The organism is Sphingomonas sp. AP4-R1 (assembly GCF_013113735.1).
Taxonomy (GTDB): Bacteria; Pseudomonadota; Alphaproteobacteria; order Sphingomonadales; family Sphingomonadaceae; genus Sphingomonas_I.
On record NZ_CP053346.1, the window covers coordinates 997205 to 1013377 of the forward strand.

Genomic DNA, 16173 nt, shown 5'->3' on the forward strand with positions numbered 1-16173 from the left:
GGAGCCGAGGGCATCTCGCGCTGCGTCTGAAGCCCTGGACTCCGGCTTTCGCCGGAGTACCGATCGCCCGGCCTGGGGCGGGGCCTCCCCTTATTTCGGCCCTTCCGCGTAGGTCTTGACCAGATCGGTCAGGAAATCGCGCCCGCCATAGACGGACGCGACCGAGCGCCGCTCGTTCAGGCCGTGCGCGCCGTTTCCGTCCGGATCGCCATAGCCGCCGGGCGGACCATAGACCGGGATGCCGATCCCTTCGAGGAAGATGCCGTCCGTGCCGCCGGTCGACATGGCGGGGACGAAGGGCACGCCCGGATAATATTTGGCGACGAGCTTCTCGGCCGGGCCGAAGATCTTGGGATCCAGCGGCGGCGGCACCGCCGGCGGACGGATCGGCTGCACCAGCGTGACCGTCACCTTCGGATCGTCGATCGCTTTGGCCAGCGCCGCCTGCGTCGCTTCCACGCTGTTGCCGGGGAAGATCCGGCAATTGATGTTGGCGCCCGCACGCTGCGGCAGCGCGTTGTTGGCATGGCCGCCGTCGAGCAACGTCGCCACGCAGGTCGTCCGCAGCATCGAATGATAGGAGCGGTCCTTGTCGAGGATCGCGAGCGCGGCCTTGTCGGTCGGATCCTTGGAGATGGCGACCATCGCCGCGCCCAGCTCGCCCGGCTGCGTCTTGCCGACGCGCGCGAAATAGCTGCGCGTCGTATCCGACAGCTGGACCGGGAATTCATACGCCGCGACCTTCTTCAGCGCATCGGCCAATTCGTAGATCGCATTGTCCGGCACGGGCACCGAGCTGTGGCCGCCGGGATTGGTCGTCTCGATCCGATAATTCTGCACGGCCTTCTCGCCGACATGCATCGTCATCAGCACGACCTTGCCGTGGCCATCCGTGCGCCCGCCGCCGCCCTCGTTGAGCGCGAATTCGGCCGCGATCAGATCGGGCTTGTTCTTGGCGAGCCACTCGGCGCCGTCGAACGCGCCGGTCGTTTCCTCGCCGCAGGTGAGCGCCATCTTGATCGTGCGCTTGGGCTTGTACCCGCTCCTCTTGAAGCGGATCATCATATCGACCCAGGCGGCGTCCATCGCCTTCATGTCCGAGGTACCACGGCCGTAGAAATAGCCGTTTTCCTCGATCAGTTTGTACGGATCGCGCGTCCAGTCCTCGCGCTTGGCGACGACGACGTCGAGATGGCCGAGCAGCAGCATCGGCTTCAGCGTCTTCGAGGTGCCGGGATAGACGAGAACGAGGCCGCCCTCTTTCGGCTTCTCGGGAATGGCGAAGCGCGTGATCTGGTCCGGCGTGTAGCCCGCCTCCTTCAGATGCGCCTCGATCTTGTCGGCCAGCAACGTGCAGCTGCCGGTGGTGATCGACGTGTCCGTCTCCACCATCTCCTGATAGAGCGCGCGGAAGCTCTGCTGCTCCGGCGTGAGCGGCGCGGTCTGCGCGGCGAGCGACGTGGCCAGCAGCGACACACCGGCCGATCCCAAAAGTCGCTTCTTCATGCCTGTCCCCCATTGACCGGGCGACGGGCGCCCGCAGCGGTCATGATGGAATGCGGATCGCCCGGCGCGCAAGCCCGGATCGATTTCGGCGCAGAAATGGCCGCCAATCGGGAACCAGGCCGCGGATCGAGAGTTGGGCGATCTGGAGAGAGGGTGCCCCTCTTCAACGATAACAGAATAAGCACTCGTAAGCGTAGCTTGTATCCCCCCGCCCCGCGTCGCTCCCCCCTTGCGGCGCGGGGCATCGTGTTTGTGGGGTTTTCCGGCCACACCGCGCCTTCCCATTTCGCTTGGGTTACGCCGCCCGAATCCCTATATGCTCGGTATGGCAGATACCCCCGAAACCAGCGGCTCCACCAACAGCGCCAGCGAAGATTATGGCGCCTCCTCGATCAAGGTGCTCAAGGGCCTCGATGCGGTCCGCAAGCGGCCTGGCATGTATATCGGCGATACGGACGACGGCTCCGGCCTCCACCATATGGTGTTCGAAGTCTCCGACAACGCGATCGACGAAGCGCTGGCGGGCCATTGCGACCGGATCGTCATCACGCTGAATCCCGAAGGCTCTGTTTCGGTCGAGGACAATGGCCGCGGCATTCCGACGGGCATCCATGCCGAGGAGGGCGTCTCCGCCGCCGAGGTCATCATGACCCAGCTGCATGCCGGCGGTAAGTTCGACAATACGAACGACGCCAATGCCTACAAGGTTTCGGGCGGCCTGCACGGCGTGGGCGTGTCGGTGGTGAACGCGCTCAGCGAATATCTGGACCTGACGATCTGGCGCGACGGCGAGCAGCACGAGATGCGCTTCGCGCACGGTGACGCGGTGGCGCCGCTCAAGGTGACCGGCAAGGCACCCGAGGGCAAGAAGGGCACCAAGGTGACCTTCCTGCCGAGCCCCGCCACGTTCAAGATCACCGAATTCGATTTCGAGAAGCTCGAGCATCGCTATCGCGAGCTGGCCTTCCTCAATTCGGGCGTGCGCATCTTCCTGGTCGATGCGCGCCATGCCGAGAAGGTGGAGCATGAGCTGTATTACGAGGGCGGCATCGCGGCTTTCGTGAAATATCTCGACCGTGCCAAATCGCCGCTGTTCCCGGATCCGATCGCGGTGACCGGCCAGCGCGACGATGTGGGCATCGACGTCGCGCTGGAATGGAATGACAGCTATTACGAGAATGTCCTTCCGTTCACGAACAACATCCCGCAGCGCGACGGCGGCACGCATCTGGCCGCCTTCCGCGCCGCGCTGACGCGCACGCTGAACAATTATGCGGAAAAGTCCGGCGCGCTGAAGAAGGAGAAGGTGACCCTCACCGGCGACGACATGCGCGAGGGCCTCACCGCGATCGTCTCGGTCAAGCTGCCCGATCCCAAGTTCAGCAGCCAGACCAAGGACAAGCTCGTCTCGTCCGAGGTGCGCGCGCCGCTGGAAAGCCTGATCGCGGACAAGCTCGCCGAATGGCTGGAGGAGAATCCCAACCACGCCAAGGCGATCGTCCAGAAGATCATCGACGCCGCCGCTGCGCGCGAAGCCGCCAAGAAGGCGCGCGAGCTGACCCGGCGCAAGGGCGTGATGGACATCGCCTCCCTGCCCGGCAAGCTGGCCGACTGCCAGGAGCGTGATCCCGCCAAGAGCGAGCTCTTCCTGGTCGAGGGTGACTCGGCCGGCGGCTCCGCCAAGCAGGGCCGCGATCGCAACACGCAGGCGATCCTGCCGCTGAAGGGCAAAATCCTGAACGTGGAGCGCGCGCGCTTCGACAAGATGCTGTCGTCCAAGGAAGTCGGCACGCTCATCCAAGCGATGGGCACCGGCATCGGCCGCGACGATTTCAACATCGAGAAGCTGCGCTACCACAAGATCGTCATTATGACGGACGCCGACGTGGACGGCGCGCACATCCGCACGTTGCTGCTGACCTTCTTCTACAGGCACATGCCGGAGATCATCGAGCGCGGGCACCTCTTCATCGCCCAGCCGCCGCTCTACAAGGTCGCGAAGGGCCGCTCCGAAGTCTATCTGAAGGACGGTCCGGCGCTGGACAATTACCTTGTCGAAGCGGGCCTCGGCTCCAATGCGCTGGAAACGAGCGAGGGCACGCGCACCGGGCTCGATCTGCGGACGCTGATCGATCATGCGCAGCGCGTGTCGCGCCTGATGGCCTATGTGCCGCGCCGCTACGATCATGGGATGATCGAGGCGATGGCGCTGGCCGGCGCGCTCGATCCCGAGATCGGCGATCGGGCCCGCGTGGCGGTGACGGCGGGCGAGTGGCTCAATCGCGCCGATCCCGAGGCACGCTGGACGGTCGAGGCGACCGGCGAGGGCGGCTATCACGCCAAGCGCCTGTGGCGCGGCGTGACCGACCATCATGTGGTGGATGCGGGCTTCGTGGTTTCGACCGAGGCGCGCCGCCTCCATGCGCTGATCGCCGAGCAGGCCACGAGCTATTCCGGCGAGGCACGGCTCGTCTCGATCAAGCAGGCCGAGAGCCGTGACGAAGCCGACGAGGATGCGGCGCCCGAGCCCGCCAAGGGCAAGCGCATCACGCGTCCGTCCGAGCTGCTGGAGGCGATCCTCGCCTCGGGCCGCAAGGGCCTCGCCATCGCCCGCTACAAGGGCCTCGGCGAGATGAATGCCGAGCAGCTGTGGGAAACCACGCTGGATCCGGCCAACCGCTCGATGCTGAAGGTGGAGATCGCGCAGGCCGACGTGGCCGACGAGATCTTCACGCGCCTGATGGGCGACGTGGTGGAGCCACGCCGCGAATTCATTCAGGACAATGCGCTGTCGGTCGCCAATCTGGACGTGTGACGTCCGGCTGACATGCGTTTGACGTCATCGCGACCCCGGCCTTGAGCCGGGGTCGCGATGGCGAAGGTGCTGTGGATCGAAATAGTGCGGTGAGGGATTGAGCAGGCCATGACCGACATCGTCTCGATCCGATCCGACCGGCTTTCCGCCGAAATCTCCACGCTCGGCGCCGAACTGCATGCCCTACGCGACGAAGCCGGGCGCGATCTCCTGTGGGATGGCGATCCGGCCTGGTGGACGGGCCGCGCACCAGTGCTGTTCCCGATCGTGGGCGCGGTGGCGAACGACACGATCCATGTCGACGGCACGGCCTACACGCTCGCCAAGCACGGTTTCGCCCGCAAGACCGAGTGGGAGCTGGTGGAGCGGACGGAGAGCTGCGCCACGTTCCGGCTGGAGGACAGCGAGGCGACCCGCGCCGTCTATCCCTTCGCTTTCCGGCTCGACCTGCGCTTCACGATCGAGGGCGCGACGCTCTCGATGATCGCGACGCTCGACAATATCGGTACGCGCGATCTGCCCGCGAGCTTCGGCTTCCACCCGGCCCTGCGCTGGCCCCTGCCCTATGGCGGCGCGAAGGACGCGCATCGCGTGATCTTCGCGGCACCCGAGCCCGCGCCGATCCGCCGCATCGACGGCGCCGGGCTGATGCGCCCCGCACCCGAACCGACGCCGGTGGCGGGCGACACGCTCGCGCCCGATGCCAACCTGTTCGAGGACGATGCGATCATCTTCGATCGCCTCGCCAGCCGATCGCTGATCTTCGGTGCGCCGGACACGCGCGGGCTGCAGGTGGATTTTCCTGACATGCCGGAGCTGGGCATCTGGCAGAAGCCGGGCGCGCCCTATCTCTGCATCGAGCCGTGGGCGGGCTTCGCCGATCCGCAGGGCTATGCCGGCGAACTGCGCGACAAGCCCGGCATCCTGAAGCTGCCGGCGGGATCGAGCCACAGATTCATGATGGCCATCACGCTCGGTTCAGAAACACTCAAGTAACAAAAGGCGGTGATCGCGCATATCAACCGCGTCGGAACCGCCACCCCGCCCAACGAGGTCCACGGCCTGTTCGTGGAATGGGCCAGAAGCCGCATCGAGGATCGCCGCACCGCGACGCTTTTCAAGCGCATGGCGGATCGATCGGGGATCGTGAATCGCTGGTCGGTGCTGGCGCCCGAGCCCGGCGCGCGCCAGATCGACCCCGGCGGCTTCTATCATGGCGCCTCCCCCACCACCGCGCGGCGCATGGCCATCTATGCCGAGGAGGCGCCGAGGCTCGCGCTGGAGGCGATCGCGGCACTCGGCCCGATCGAGGGCGTCACGCATCTGGTGGTGGCGAGCTGCACCGGCTTCACCGCCCCCGGCATCGACCAGATCATCGCCGCGCGGCTGGGCCTTCCACCCTCGATCGAGCGGACTTTGGTGGGATTCATGGGCTGCTATGCGGCCGTCGCGGCGCTGCGGACCGCGCACCATATCGTGCGCTCCGAACCCGCAGCAAAAGTCCTCGTCGTCACCGTCGAATTGTGCACGCTCCATCTGCAGCATGACGTGACGATCGAGCCCTTGCTGGCGATGCTGCAGTTCGGCGACGGCGCCGCCGCCGCGATCGTGAGCGCGGAGCCCGAGGGGCTGGCGATCACCCGCACCTTCTCCGCCGCTTTGCCCGACAGCGCCGATCTGATCCGCTGGGATATAGGCGATACCGGCTTCGTGATGACGCTGGACGGCGCGGTGCCGGGCCGGATCGCGGAGGCGCTGGCCGATCCCATGATCCGGGCGGCGAGCGTGGGCGACGCGCCGGTCGACATGTGGGCGGTCCACGCCGGCGGGCGATCGGTGCTGGATGCGGTGGAGCGCGCGCTTTCCCTGCCGGACGATGCGCTGGCGGCATCGCGCACGGTATTGGCCGAGAAGGGCAATATGTCATCCGCGACCCTGCTGTTCGTGCTCGATCGCCTGATCCGGGGCGACACGCGCGCGGACAATGGCGTGGCCCTGGCCTTCGGGCCGGGCATGGCGGCGGAGGGCTTCGGCTTCCGCATCGCCCGATGAGCCGGCTCGCCATCCGCTCCCGCGAGGAGGAGCAGATGGATGCGGCCGATCTCGATTTCGAAACCTATGCGGCGCTGCTGGGCGATCTGGCCAAGGTGAACCGCCTGCTGTTCGCGGCGCACCCCACGCTCGCCTTTCTGGCGCGGGCGCTGCGGGGCAGGATGCGCTTCCGGCTGCTGGACGTGGGCTACGGCCATGGGGATATGCTGCGCGCCATAGCCCGCTGGGCGCAGGCGCGCGGGATCGAGGCGGAGCTGATCGGCGTGGACCTGAACCCGCGATCAGAGCGCGTGGCGAAGGCCGCGACGCCGCCCACGATGGGCATCGATTTCCGCACCGGCGATTATGCCGATCTCGCAGGCGGCGGCATCGACATCGTCGTCTCCAGCCTCGTCGCGCATCACATGAGCGACGAACAGCTGATCGCCTTCCTGCGCTTCATGGAGCGGGAGGCGGCGGTCGGCTGGATGATCAACGATCTGCGGCGCAGCGCCTTTGCCTACACCACCTATCCCTGGCTGACGCGGCTGATGCGCTGGCACAGGATCGTGCGCGAGGACGGCACGCTCTCGATCGCGCGCAGCTTTCGCGCGCCCGAATGGCAGCCCTATCTGGAGGCGGCCGGGGGCGATGTGCGCGCTGCCCGCGTCGTTCGCCGCTTCGCCTTTCGCCTGTGCGTCGAACGGATACGCTGATCGTCGGCGGCGGGCCCGCCGGGGCCGCCGCCGCCATCCTGCTCGCGCGGGCGGGGCGGGACGCGTTGCTGATCGAGCGGCGCGAGCGGCCAGGCGGGATCGTCTGCGGCGGCTTCCTCGGCTGGGACGCGCTGGCAGCCCTGCGCGCGCTCGGCATCGATACGGTGGCTTTGGGCGCCGTACCGATCACGCATGTGAAGCTGTTCGCAGGGCGCCGCACGGCCGAAGCGCGCCTGCCGGGGCCGGCGGCGGGCCTGTCCCGCGTCCGCCTCGATGAGGCGATGCTGGCACTGGCCGAAGTGGAAGGCGTCTCCCTGCTCCGGGGCACAGCGGTCAAGCGGGTTGCCGGCACGGAAGCCGAGCTGGCCGATGGCGAGCGCGTCACAGGTGAACGGCTGATCCTCGCGACCGGCAAGCATGCGGTGCGCGGAGTGGCGCGCGATGCCCCCGCTGGATCGATCGGCCTGCGCGCCACCATCCCGGCGCCGCCCGATCTGGTGGGACGGATCGAGCTGCACCTGTTCCGCGACGGCTATGCCGGGCTTTTGCTGCAGGAGGACGGGCGCGCCAATCTGTGCCTGTCGGTGCGGCCTGAACGCTTTCGCGAGGCGGGAGGCAGGCCGGACGCGCTGATCGCGGCCCTCGCGCGGGAGGCGCCCGCCATCGCCGCGCTCGGCGCCGCCGCCACGCGCTGGGACGCGATCGCGGCCGTGCCCTATGGCTGGCGCGCGCGGGCCAGCAAACCGGGTCTCTACCGCGTGGGCGATCAGGCGGCGGTGATCGCCTCGCTGGCGGGCGACGGCATCGCCATCGCGCTGGCGAGTGGGCGTGCGGCGGCCGAGGCGATCCTCTCCGGCGACGATGCCACCCGCTTCACGACCGATTTCGCGGGGCGCGCGGACCGGCCGCTGCGCCATGCCGAGACGATCCGGCATATCGCGGAATCGCCCGTCCCCGCCGCCCTCGCCGTCGCTTGCCTGCGCCTCCTGCCCGGCCTCGCGCGCCACGCTGCCCGGCTCACCCGGATCGGCCATTGATCCGTGCCCCGGCGCCACCCACATTCGCCTGATGGAGAAGATCGATCTGCCTGACGCCGAATGGCGCGAGCGGCTCAGCCCCGAGCAATATCATGTGCTGCGCGAGGCCGGCACCGAGCGGGCCTTCACCGGCCGTTACTGGGACCATCACGAAACGGGCGCCTATGTCTGCGCCGGCTGCGGGGCGCCGCTCTTCGCGAGCGGCGACAAATATGAGTCCGGCTCCGGCTGGCCCAGCTTCACCAAGCCCTCCGAGAAGCAGTCCGTGACCGAGCATAGGGACATGGGGCACGGCATGATCCGCACCGAGGTGCGCTGCGCCGCCTGCGGGGGTCATCTGGGCCATGTATTCCCGGATGGACCGGGCCCCGAGGGCCTGCGCTTCTGCATCAATTCGGCTTCGCTGCATTTCCAGCCGCAAAACGGCACGGATAAGGGTTGAATCGGGCTCGCCGCGCGGCAATCCATCGGGATCGCCTTGTGAGCGGACGCGCGAGGCGGTAATCGCGCTACAGCCTTATGCCCTCCGCCAAATCCAAACCCTCGGGCGGCATGCGCCGCATCGCCAGGATCGCCCTTCGAACCATCCTGTTCGGCGCGCTCGCCGGCATCGCCGCGCTCGTCGTGGCGGTGATGGTGACGATGGCCTCGCTCCCGTCCTTCAACGACATGATGCAGAAGCCCAACGGGCAGACCGTGCGCGTCCACGCCGCGGACGGATCGCTGCTGCTGGCGCTGGGGCCGAGCTATGGCGACTGGCTGCCGCACGACCGCATCCCCAAGGTGATGCAGGACGCGATCGTGGCGGTGGAGGACCGGCGCTACTACAGCCATCCCGGCATCGATCCGATCGGCATCGCGCGCATGTTCTATGTGGCCAAGCGCCTGCACGACGAGGGCCGTCGCCTGCAGGGCGGATCGACGATCACGCAGCAGCTGGCGCGTAACATCTTCCTCTCCAGCAATTACAGCTATGCCCGCAAGATCCGCGAGGCGATCCTGGCGCTGGCGATGGAGCGCAAATTCTCCAAGGCGCAGATCCTGGAGCTGTATCTCAACCGCGTCTATTTCGGCGGTGGCGCGTACGGCATCGACGCGGCCGCCCGCAAATTCTTCGGCCATCCCGGTGATCATCTGACGCTGGCCGAATCCGCGATCATCGCGGGTCTGGTGAAGGCGCCGTCCCATTATTCGCCCTCCGCCGACGCGCAGGCCGCGCGCGACCGCGCCTCCGTCGTGCTGGACGTGATGGTGGATGCGGGCACGCTGACGCCCGCACAGGCGGCCGGCGTCGACCTCAAGGCCGTGACCTTCGCGCCCGAGCCCAAGCAGAACAGCGTGCGCTATTTCACCGACTGGGCGCTGGCCCAGCTCGACACTCTGGTGGACGAGCAGAGCGCGCCGCTGGACGTGTGGACCACGCTCGACCGCAAGATGCAGGACGCGGCCGATGCGGCGATCCGCCAGAATACGCCGGAAGGCCTGCAGGGCGCGCTCGTCTCGATGGAGAATGACGGCGCCGTGCGCGCGATGGTGGGCGGCACCGATTATGTCTCCTCCATCTACAATCGCGCGACGCAGGCGGAGCGGCAGCCGGGATCGGCCTTCAAGCTGTTCGTCTATCTCTCCGCGCTGGAGGCGGGCGTGAAGCCGGGCGATCCGGTGACGGACGAACCGATCACGATCGATAACTGGAGCCCGCGCAACAGCAGCCGGCGCTTCCTGGGCGATATCGACATCCGCACCGCCTTCGCTTTCTCGATCAACACGGTCGCGGCGAAGATCGGCCAGCAGGTGGGCTTCGACAGCGTGGCGGACATGGCCAAGCGCTTCGGCATCTCGACGCCGATCAACACGCATCCCTCGATGGTGCTGGGCACGTCCGACGTGCGCCTGATCGACATGACGCGCGCCTTCGCCGCCATCTCGGCCAACGGCACGGCGGTGGCACCTTACGGCATCCTCAAGGTAACGACCACCGACGGCACCGTGATCTACCAGCGCGAGCAGAGCCAGCCGCGCGTGCTGGTCGCGCCGTTCGTCGCCGCCGAGATGACCGATCTGCTGCAGACCGCCGTCAATGTCGGCACCGCGCGCGCCGCGCAGATCGGCCGGCCGGTGGCGGGCAAGACGGGCACGACCAATTCGAACAAGGACGGCTGGTTCCTCGGCTTCTCCAGCGGGCTGACCACCGGCGTGTGGATGGGCCGCGACGATGCGAAGCCGATCCCCGGCCTGCAGGGCGGCCGCAATCCGGCGCAGGCCTTCGCGTCGTTCATGCGCGTGGCGCTGCAGAGCCGCCCGGCCGAGAAGTTCGATACCGACGTGACCTTGCCCGAATGGCAGCTGGAGCCGGACGACGAAGCCTATTTCGGCAATCCCGACCAGGGCTTCGGCGGCGATGCCGCGCCGCCCGCAACCGGCGGTGACGAAGTGACGGGCGACGTGCCCGAGCTGCAGCCGGCGCCCGCTCCCGGCAACGCTCCGACTCTGCCCGATGCGCCCCCCGCCCCGGCGACCCCGCCGCGTGCGGACTCGCAGGAACCGCAGCTGGACCAGCGCTGGCTGGACAATGTGCTGCGCGACCAGCGCAAGCCCAATCCGACGCAGCCGGCCACGCCGCCGCGCTGAGAAGAGTAGCGCGTCGGCCTCTTCGTGCTCCTGCGAAAGCAGGAGCCCAGGGCGGCGAGCGCTGCGTTTTGAAACTCTGGGCTCCTGCTTTCGCAGGAGTACCGTCGCGCTTAGCCCCGGCCGAAACTGTGCAGCCGGCTGCCATTCGCGCGGAGCCACGCACGCTCGGGCGCGGGATCCCGGCCGTAGAGGCGCGCGACGGCGGCGTGGAAGGCGGGGCTGTGATTCATGTGCAGCCGGTGCCCCACTTCGTGCGCGACGGTCGCGCGGCGCACCTCGGGCGGGGCCAGGATCAGGCGCCAATTGTAGCGGATATCGCCTGAGGCCGTGCAACTGCCCCAGCGCGTCTTGGCATCGCCGATGCCGACGCGCGCGGGGGTGACGCCCGCGAGACGGCAATAATGCTCGGTCTCGGCCTTCAGCCTCACCAGCGCCTCGGCGCGCAGCCAGCGCAGCAGGCGGGGTACCGCCAGTTCCTCCGGACCGCCCACCACGATCCGATCATCGTCGATCGTCACGCGGCGGGGCGCATCCGCGCGCCAGCTCAGGCGATAGTCACGCCCCTCGAACGGAATCGTCGCGCCGTCCGCCAGGGGATCGGGGCGCGGCAGAGCGGCGATCGTCGCCTCGATCCAGGCGCGCTTGCTCTCCGCCCAGCGCACGGCCGACGCGAGGTTCGCGCGCGCCGGCACGGTGAGCTTCACCGCGCCGTCGCGCGGATCGACCACCAACCGCACCCGCCGCGCGCGCGGCGATCGGCGCACCACCAGCGCCCGCCTGCCTCCCTGCGGATCGGCGAAGCTGGGTTCAGAGCTCACGATCGATCATATGATATTCGAGTTCGCCGGCATCGTCCTCGGACACGGTCCAGCCGCGCGTGGAAGCGCCCGCCTCATGCACCGTCTCGCGGCTGCCGCTGATCAGATGGTGCCAGTCGGGCAGAGGCTTGCCGTCCGCGACGAGGCGATAGGCGCAGCTCTTCGGCAGCCAGTCGATCGTGTGGAGCTTGGCGGGGGTCAGCCGCACGCAATCGGGCACGTGCGTGCGCCGGTTGGGATAATCCATGCACTGCGCGTTCTTGCGATCGAGCAGGCGGCAGGCGACGTTGGTGGCGAAAACCTCGCCCGTCTCCTCATCCTCCAATTTGTGGAGGCAGCATTTGCCGCAGCCGTCACACAGCGATTCCCATTCCGTGCGGCTCATCCGCTCGAGCGGTTTCTCTTCCCAGAAGCGGCTCATTTCACCCACGCCGCCAATGTTTCGGTCACGGCCTGCGCGCTTGCCTCGACCGGGACCAAAGCGATCGGCTCGCCCTTGGGGCCGAACAGGATCGCCGTGCTCATATGCTGCATCAGATAGCCGGAGGCGCCCGGCGCCGGATCCTGTTTCTGGTACGTCGTGGCATATTCCTTCGCAACGGCGGCGATCTGCGCCTCCGTGCCGGTGAGGCCGATCAGACGCGGATGGAAGGCAGCGACATAGCGTTTCAGCACCTCCGGCGTATCGCGCGCGGGATCGACCGAGATGAAGACGGGCTGCACCCGGGCGGCGCGCGCGGCATCCTGCGCCTCGAACGCCTTCAGCCCCTTGCCCAGATTGAGCATGTCGGTGGGGCAGACGTCCGGGCAGAAGGTGTAGCCGAAATAGACGATGGCATAGCGCCCCTTCAGTTTCTCGCTCGGGAACGGCGCCCCATCCTGATCGATCAGGGTGAAGGGACCGCCGATCCGGGCGCCCGCCAGCGGGGCTTCCTGCGCCGTGGAAGACTTCGGGCCGCAGGCACCGAGCGCCAGCGCGAGCAGCGCGGCGGCGACCAGACGTGGATTGTTCATGGTGTGCTCAATCATGCTTTGCTAGGAGGCCGGTGACAAGCGCACGTCTCGCGCCGCCACCTTCCAGGAGCAGAATATGGGTGTTCGCAACCGCTTTGCCATGATCGCCGCCGGTGCGATCGGCCTTGCGCTCGCCGCGCCCAGCCTCGCCCAGTTTTCCGACAGCTTCTCCTTCCTGAAAGCGGTGAAGGAGCGCGACGGCAACAAGGCGATGCCGTTCCTGAACAAGCCCGGCGCGCCCGTGCTGAATGCGCGCGATCCCAGCACCGGCGAGACGGCCCTGCACATTGTGACGCGCGGGCACGATTCGACCTGGCTGAGCTTCCTGCTGAGCCGGAGCGCCGCGACCGACATCAAGGACAATCAGGGCATGACGCCGCTTCTCGTGGCGGCCCAGACCGGCGATGCCGACGCGACCCGCCTGCTGATCACCGCCGGCGCCAACGTGAACGCAACCGACAATAGCGGCGAGACGCCGTTGATCTTCGCGGTCCGCAATCGCGATCTGGTGGTGGGGCGGCAGCTGATCACGGCCGGCGCCAATCCGGACGCGCAGGACACGATCGCGGGCAAGAGCGCGCGCGATTATGCGAAGGAGGATCGCCGCGGCACGGCGATGCTGAAGCTGCTGGACGAGGCCAAGCCCGCCAAGGCCGCGAACGGGAAGATTGCCGGGCCGGTTCGCTAAGACGAACGAAGGGTTCGATCGAGCGGTCCTCACCCATCCTCCCGACCAGGAGGAGGCGGCGCCGAAGGCGACGGAGGGGAAGGTCAGCAACCGTCCGGCTTCCGCCCCCTCCGTCAGGCTCCGCCTGACACCTCCCCTGGCGGGGGAGGATGAATTTCCTAATCCAGCCCGGCCAGCCCCGGATCGAGCGAGCCCAGCAGGCGCTGGGCGGCGCGGCGGGCGAAGCGGAGCGTCTCGGTCTTGCGGCGGGCACCGGCGAGCGGGCGATGCGAGGGCTCACGCAGGATCGCCGCATCATAGCGATCGGCCACGATCAGCCCGCAAACCTCCGGGCGGAAATGCGCTTCCTCGAAGGGTGAGAGATCGAAGCCGGCAGGGACCGCCCACAGGAATCGATCGCAATAGTCCAGATAATCCGGCCATTTGCCGTCACCGCGCAGATCCGCGCGCGAGACCTTGATCTCCACGATCGTGATGCAGCCCTTCGCATCCAGCGCCATGATGTCCGCGCGCCGGCCATTGCCGAGCGGCACCTCGCAGAGCGCGACCAGATCCTGCCGGAAGAAGAGCCGCGCCACGCCACGCGCGACATCGGCCGCGACCAGCGGGCCATCTTCGAAACAGGGGAGCGTAGACGCCATAGCGTCTGTTTAGAACGATTCGGGAACATCGGGAAGGCGATTCGGATCCAACCCTTGCCCACCGCTTGAAGGGTCCGAGGTCAGCCCAACAGATCCAGCGCGATCCTTCGCGCCTCGGCATGATCCAGCTCGACGATCCACAGATCGGGATCGGTGCGGCGTCGACTCTTCAGATAGTCGGCGCGATCGGCCGGGTCTGCGGGGCCCGTCTCGCGCCACGCATAGCCGTCCACGCCGAAGCTGCGTTCGAGCAAGGGCCCGTCCACGCCACGATCGGCGAGCGCCAGCAGGATCGCGCCCGCCGTAGCGTCCCCCTTCGCCAGCACCATCGCGGAGCCGCCCTCTTCCTCGATCCGGCGGACCAGAGCGGAAACGAGCAGGCCGGCGGCGGCCCGCGCCTCCATCACGTCAGGCCGCGTCCCGCGCGTCCGTCTCGACGAACAGAGCGTAGAGCGCGTCGCGCGAGCCCGCCCCGCGCAGCTTGGCGACGAACGCGGCATCGCGCAGGCGCCGGCTGACGCGGGACAGAGCCTTCAGATGCTCCACCCCCGCATCGGGGGGCGAGAGCAAAAGGAAGACGAGATCGACGGGCATGTCGTCGATCGCCTGGAAATCGATCGGGCTGGCGAGCCGGGCGAAGGCACCGACCACACGGCCAATGCCCTCGATCTTGCCGTGGGGAATGGCGATGCCGCCCCCGAAGCCCGTCGACCCCAGACGCTCGCGTTCCGTCAGCCGGCTGACGATCTGACGGGGATCGATCCCCGTCAGATCGCCTGCGGCGGCTGCAAGTTGCTGGAAAAGCACCTTCTTGTTCGGAACGGCCAGCTCCGAAAAAACGGAACTGGGCGCCAGGATATCCGCAAACTCGTCCATGCTGCTCGGTATCGTCTTGCCAGAAGTGAAAAGGCCTGAATCAGGCCGCGTGCTGCGGCTCGACCCACCCGATCGTGCCGTCGCCGCGGCGATACACCATATTGAAGGCGCCGGTGCCGGAATTCTTGAACAGCAGCGCATTCGTGTTGCGCAGATCAAGCATCATCACGGCATCGCCCACGCTCGCCTCGGGCACGTCGACGCGCAGTTCGGCCACGATCGGGGGATGATCGCCGGCGGCATCCTCTTCCTCCTGCTGCACCTGGAAGACGGTGTAAGCCGCATTATCGGCAATCTCGCCCGGCGCCACCGCCGCGCCGTTTACCGCATGCTTGTTCTTCAGCCGGCGCATGTAGCGACGCAGCTGGGTCTCGATCCGCTCGGCCGCCACATCGAAGGCCGGGTGCGCTTCATTGCCCTGGCCCGAGCCCTTCAGGATCACGCCCTGCATCACATGGGCGACGATATCGCAGGAGAAAGCGCTGTGAGGGGCATTGCCGAAGGTGACGTGCGCCGAGATGCTGCGCGAAAAATATTTGTCCGCAACACCCTGCAGCCGATCCTCGACATGGGTTCGCAGCGCGTCGCCCGTGTCGACCTGGTGGCCAGAGACCCGGATGTCCATCAATGCTCTCCTTCATCAAGGGCCGCGCCGCTGCGGAGCGCTGGCCTCAAGCCCAGCATGGGCGCGAGGTCAAGCTGACTGGGTCAGCTCGTTCCACAACGGTTCGACCAGGGTAGATACAAATACGGCGTGCCGCGCGAGTTCCGCGTCGCTTGCGCGATGCGGCCGGGCCGGCCGGAAAAGTCGCTCGATCGGGACGGCCGCAAAGGCCGCGTCGTCGACGAGCGCCGCACTGGATTCGGCAAGCGACAGGCCGATCTGGCGACCGCCCTTCAGCTCGACATAGACCTGCGACAGAAGCTGCGCGTCGAGCAGCGCGCCATGCTTGATCCGCTGGCTGCGATCGATGCCATAGCGGCTGCAGAGCGCATCGAGACTGAGCTTGGCGCCGGGGTGGCGCGTGCGCGCGATGGCAAGCGTATCCACCATCCGCGTCAGGCTGATGGGCTCCAGCCCGCAGGCCTGCAGCTCCCAGTTCAGGAAGGTGAAATCGAAATTCGCATTGTGCGCGACGAGCGGGGCATCGCCGATGAATTCCAGCAGATCGGCGGCGACGTCCCCGAACAGGGGCTTATCCGACAGGAAATTCTCGGACAGGCCGTGAACGGCTTCCGCCTCGGCCGGCATCGAGCGCAGCGGATTGATATAGCGATGGAAATCGCGTCCGGTTTCGACCCGGTTGATCATCTCGATGCAACCGATCTCGACGAGCTTGTGGCCCTCGGCGGGATTGAAGCCCGTGGTTTCGGTATCGAAGACGATCTCACGCATGGCC

Annotated in this window: 17 protein-coding genes; 8 read left to right on the forward strand and 9 right to left on the reverse strand. The window is 67.5% G+C overall.

Going from position 1 to position 16173, the window contains the following annotated elements:
* Positions 1-90 precede the first annotated feature (90 nt).
* A complete protein-coding gene (locus HL653_RS04840; protein ID WP_171743515.1) occupies positions 91-1506 on the reverse strand; it encodes a M20/M25/M40 family metallo-hydrolase in 1416 nt (471 codons plus the stop codon).
* A gap of 325 nt (positions 1507-1831) precedes the next feature.
* Here HL653_RS04840 and gyrB point away from each other — a divergent pair, with 325 nt between their 5' ends.
* From gyrB to HL653_RS04875, 7 genes are all read left to right on the forward strand, one after another.
* Positions 1832-4321, forward strand: a complete 2490-nt coding sequence (gene gyrB / locus HL653_RS04845; protein WP_171746784.1) for a DNA topoisomerase (ATP-hydrolyzing) subunit B — start codon at positions 1832-1834, stop codon at positions 4319-4321.
* A 108-nt stretch (positions 4322-4429) separates the two neighbouring features.
* Positions 4430-5317, forward strand: coding sequence for an aldose 1-epimerase family protein (locus HL653_RS04850; protein ID WP_171743516.1), 888 nt, complete (start codon positions 4430-4432; stop codon positions 5315-5317).
* 9 nt (positions 5318-5326) lie between these two features.
* Positions 5327-6373: a type III polyketide synthase gene (locus HL653_RS04855; protein WP_171743517.1), complete on the forward strand. Its 1047-nt coding sequence runs from the start codon at positions 5327-5329 to the stop codon at positions 6371-6373.
* The gene (locus HL653_RS04860; protein ID WP_171743518.1) at positions 6370-7068 is read left to right on the forward strand and encodes a methyltransferase domain-containing protein; all 699 of its coding nucleotides are present in this window, start codon (positions 6370-6372) and stop codon (positions 7066-7068) included. The genes HL653_RS04855 and HL653_RS04860 overlap by 4 nt, the downstream gene beginning before the upstream one ends.
* A complete protein-coding gene (locus HL653_RS04865; RefSeq protein WP_253717552.1) occupies positions 7047-8105 on the forward strand; it encodes an NAD(P)/FAD-dependent oxidoreductase in 1059 nt (352 codons plus the stop codon). The genes HL653_RS04860 and HL653_RS04865 overlap by 22 nt, the downstream gene beginning before the upstream one ends.
* 31 nt (positions 8106-8136) lie before the next feature.
* Positions 8137-8547, forward strand: a complete 411-nt coding sequence (msrB, locus tag HL653_RS04870) for a peptide-methionine (R)-S-oxide reductase MsrB (RefSeq protein WP_171743520.1) — start codon at positions 8137-8139, stop codon at positions 8545-8547.
* Positions 8548-8657: 110 nt separating this feature from the next.
* A complete protein-coding gene (locus HL653_RS04875; RefSeq protein ID WP_253717554.1) occupies positions 8658-10736 on the forward strand; it encodes a transglycosylase domain-containing protein in 2079 nt (692 codons plus the stop codon).
* 110 nt (positions 10737-10846) lie between these two features.
* Here HL653_RS04875 and HL653_RS04880 read toward each other — a convergent pair whose 3' ends face one another.
* The 3 genes from HL653_RS04880 to HL653_RS04890 are packed head-to-tail and all read right to left on the reverse strand — an operon-like array spanning position 10847 to position 12568.
* Complete coding sequence (locus HL653_RS04880; RefSeq protein ID WP_171743522.1) at positions 10847-11554, reverse strand: M48 family metallopeptidase; 708 nt, start codon at positions 11552-11554, stop codon at positions 10847-10849.
* Positions 11544-11975 (reverse strand): YcgN family cysteine cluster protein, encoded by a 432-nt coding sequence (locus tag HL653_RS04885; RefSeq protein WP_171743523.1) that lies wholly within the window; start codon positions 11973-11975, stop codon positions 11544-11546. Before HL653_RS04885 ends, HL653_RS04880 begins: the two co-directional genes overlap by 11 nt.
* Complete coding sequence (locus HL653_RS04890) at positions 11972-12568, reverse strand: SCO family protein (RefSeq protein ID WP_253717555.1); 597 nt, start codon at positions 12566-12568, stop codon at positions 11972-11974. The genes HL653_RS04885 and HL653_RS04890 overlap by 4 nt, the downstream gene beginning before the upstream one ends.
* 76 nt (positions 12569-12644) lie before the next feature.
* Here HL653_RS04890 and HL653_RS04895 point away from each other — a divergent pair, with 76 nt between their 5' ends.
* Entirely contained in the window at positions 12645-13256 is a 612-nt protein-coding gene (locus HL653_RS04895; protein ID WP_171743525.1) for an ankyrin repeat domain-containing protein, read from the forward strand.
* Positions 13257-13414: 158 nt separating this feature from the next.
* Here HL653_RS04895 and HL653_RS04900 read toward each other — a convergent pair whose 3' ends face one another.
* The 5 genes from HL653_RS04900 to dnaQ form a co-directional block, all read right to left on the reverse strand.
* Positions 13415-13897 carry an MmcB family DNA repair protein gene (locus tag HL653_RS04900; protein ID WP_171743526.1) on the reverse strand — a complete coding sequence of 161 codons (483 nt, stop codon included), beginning with the start codon at positions 13895-13897 and terminating at the stop codon, positions 13415-13417.
* 80 nt (positions 13898-13977) lie between these two features.
* Complete coding sequence (locus HL653_RS04905) at positions 13978-14301, reverse strand: DUF1491 family protein (RefSeq protein WP_171746785.1); 324 nt, start codon at positions 14299-14301, stop codon at positions 13978-13980.
* Between the two features lie 4 nt (positions 14302-14305).
* Positions 14306-14773, reverse strand: coding sequence for a PTS sugar transporter subunit IIA (locus HL653_RS04910; RefSeq protein ID WP_171743527.1), 468 nt, complete (start codon positions 14771-14773; stop codon positions 14306-14308).
* Between the two features lie 40 nt (positions 14774-14813).
* The gene (gene raiA / locus HL653_RS04915; RefSeq protein WP_171743528.1) at positions 14814-15398 is read right to left on the reverse strand and encodes a ribosome-associated translation inhibitor RaiA; all 585 of its coding nucleotides are present in this window, start codon (positions 15396-15398) and stop codon (positions 14814-14816) included.
* A gap of 69 nt (positions 15399-15467) precedes the next feature.
* Positions 15468-16169, reverse strand: a complete 702-nt coding sequence (dnaQ, locus tag HL653_RS04920; RefSeq protein WP_171743529.1) for a DNA polymerase III subunit epsilon — start codon at positions 16167-16169, stop codon at positions 15468-15470.
* Positions 16170-16173: the final 4 nt, after the last annotated feature.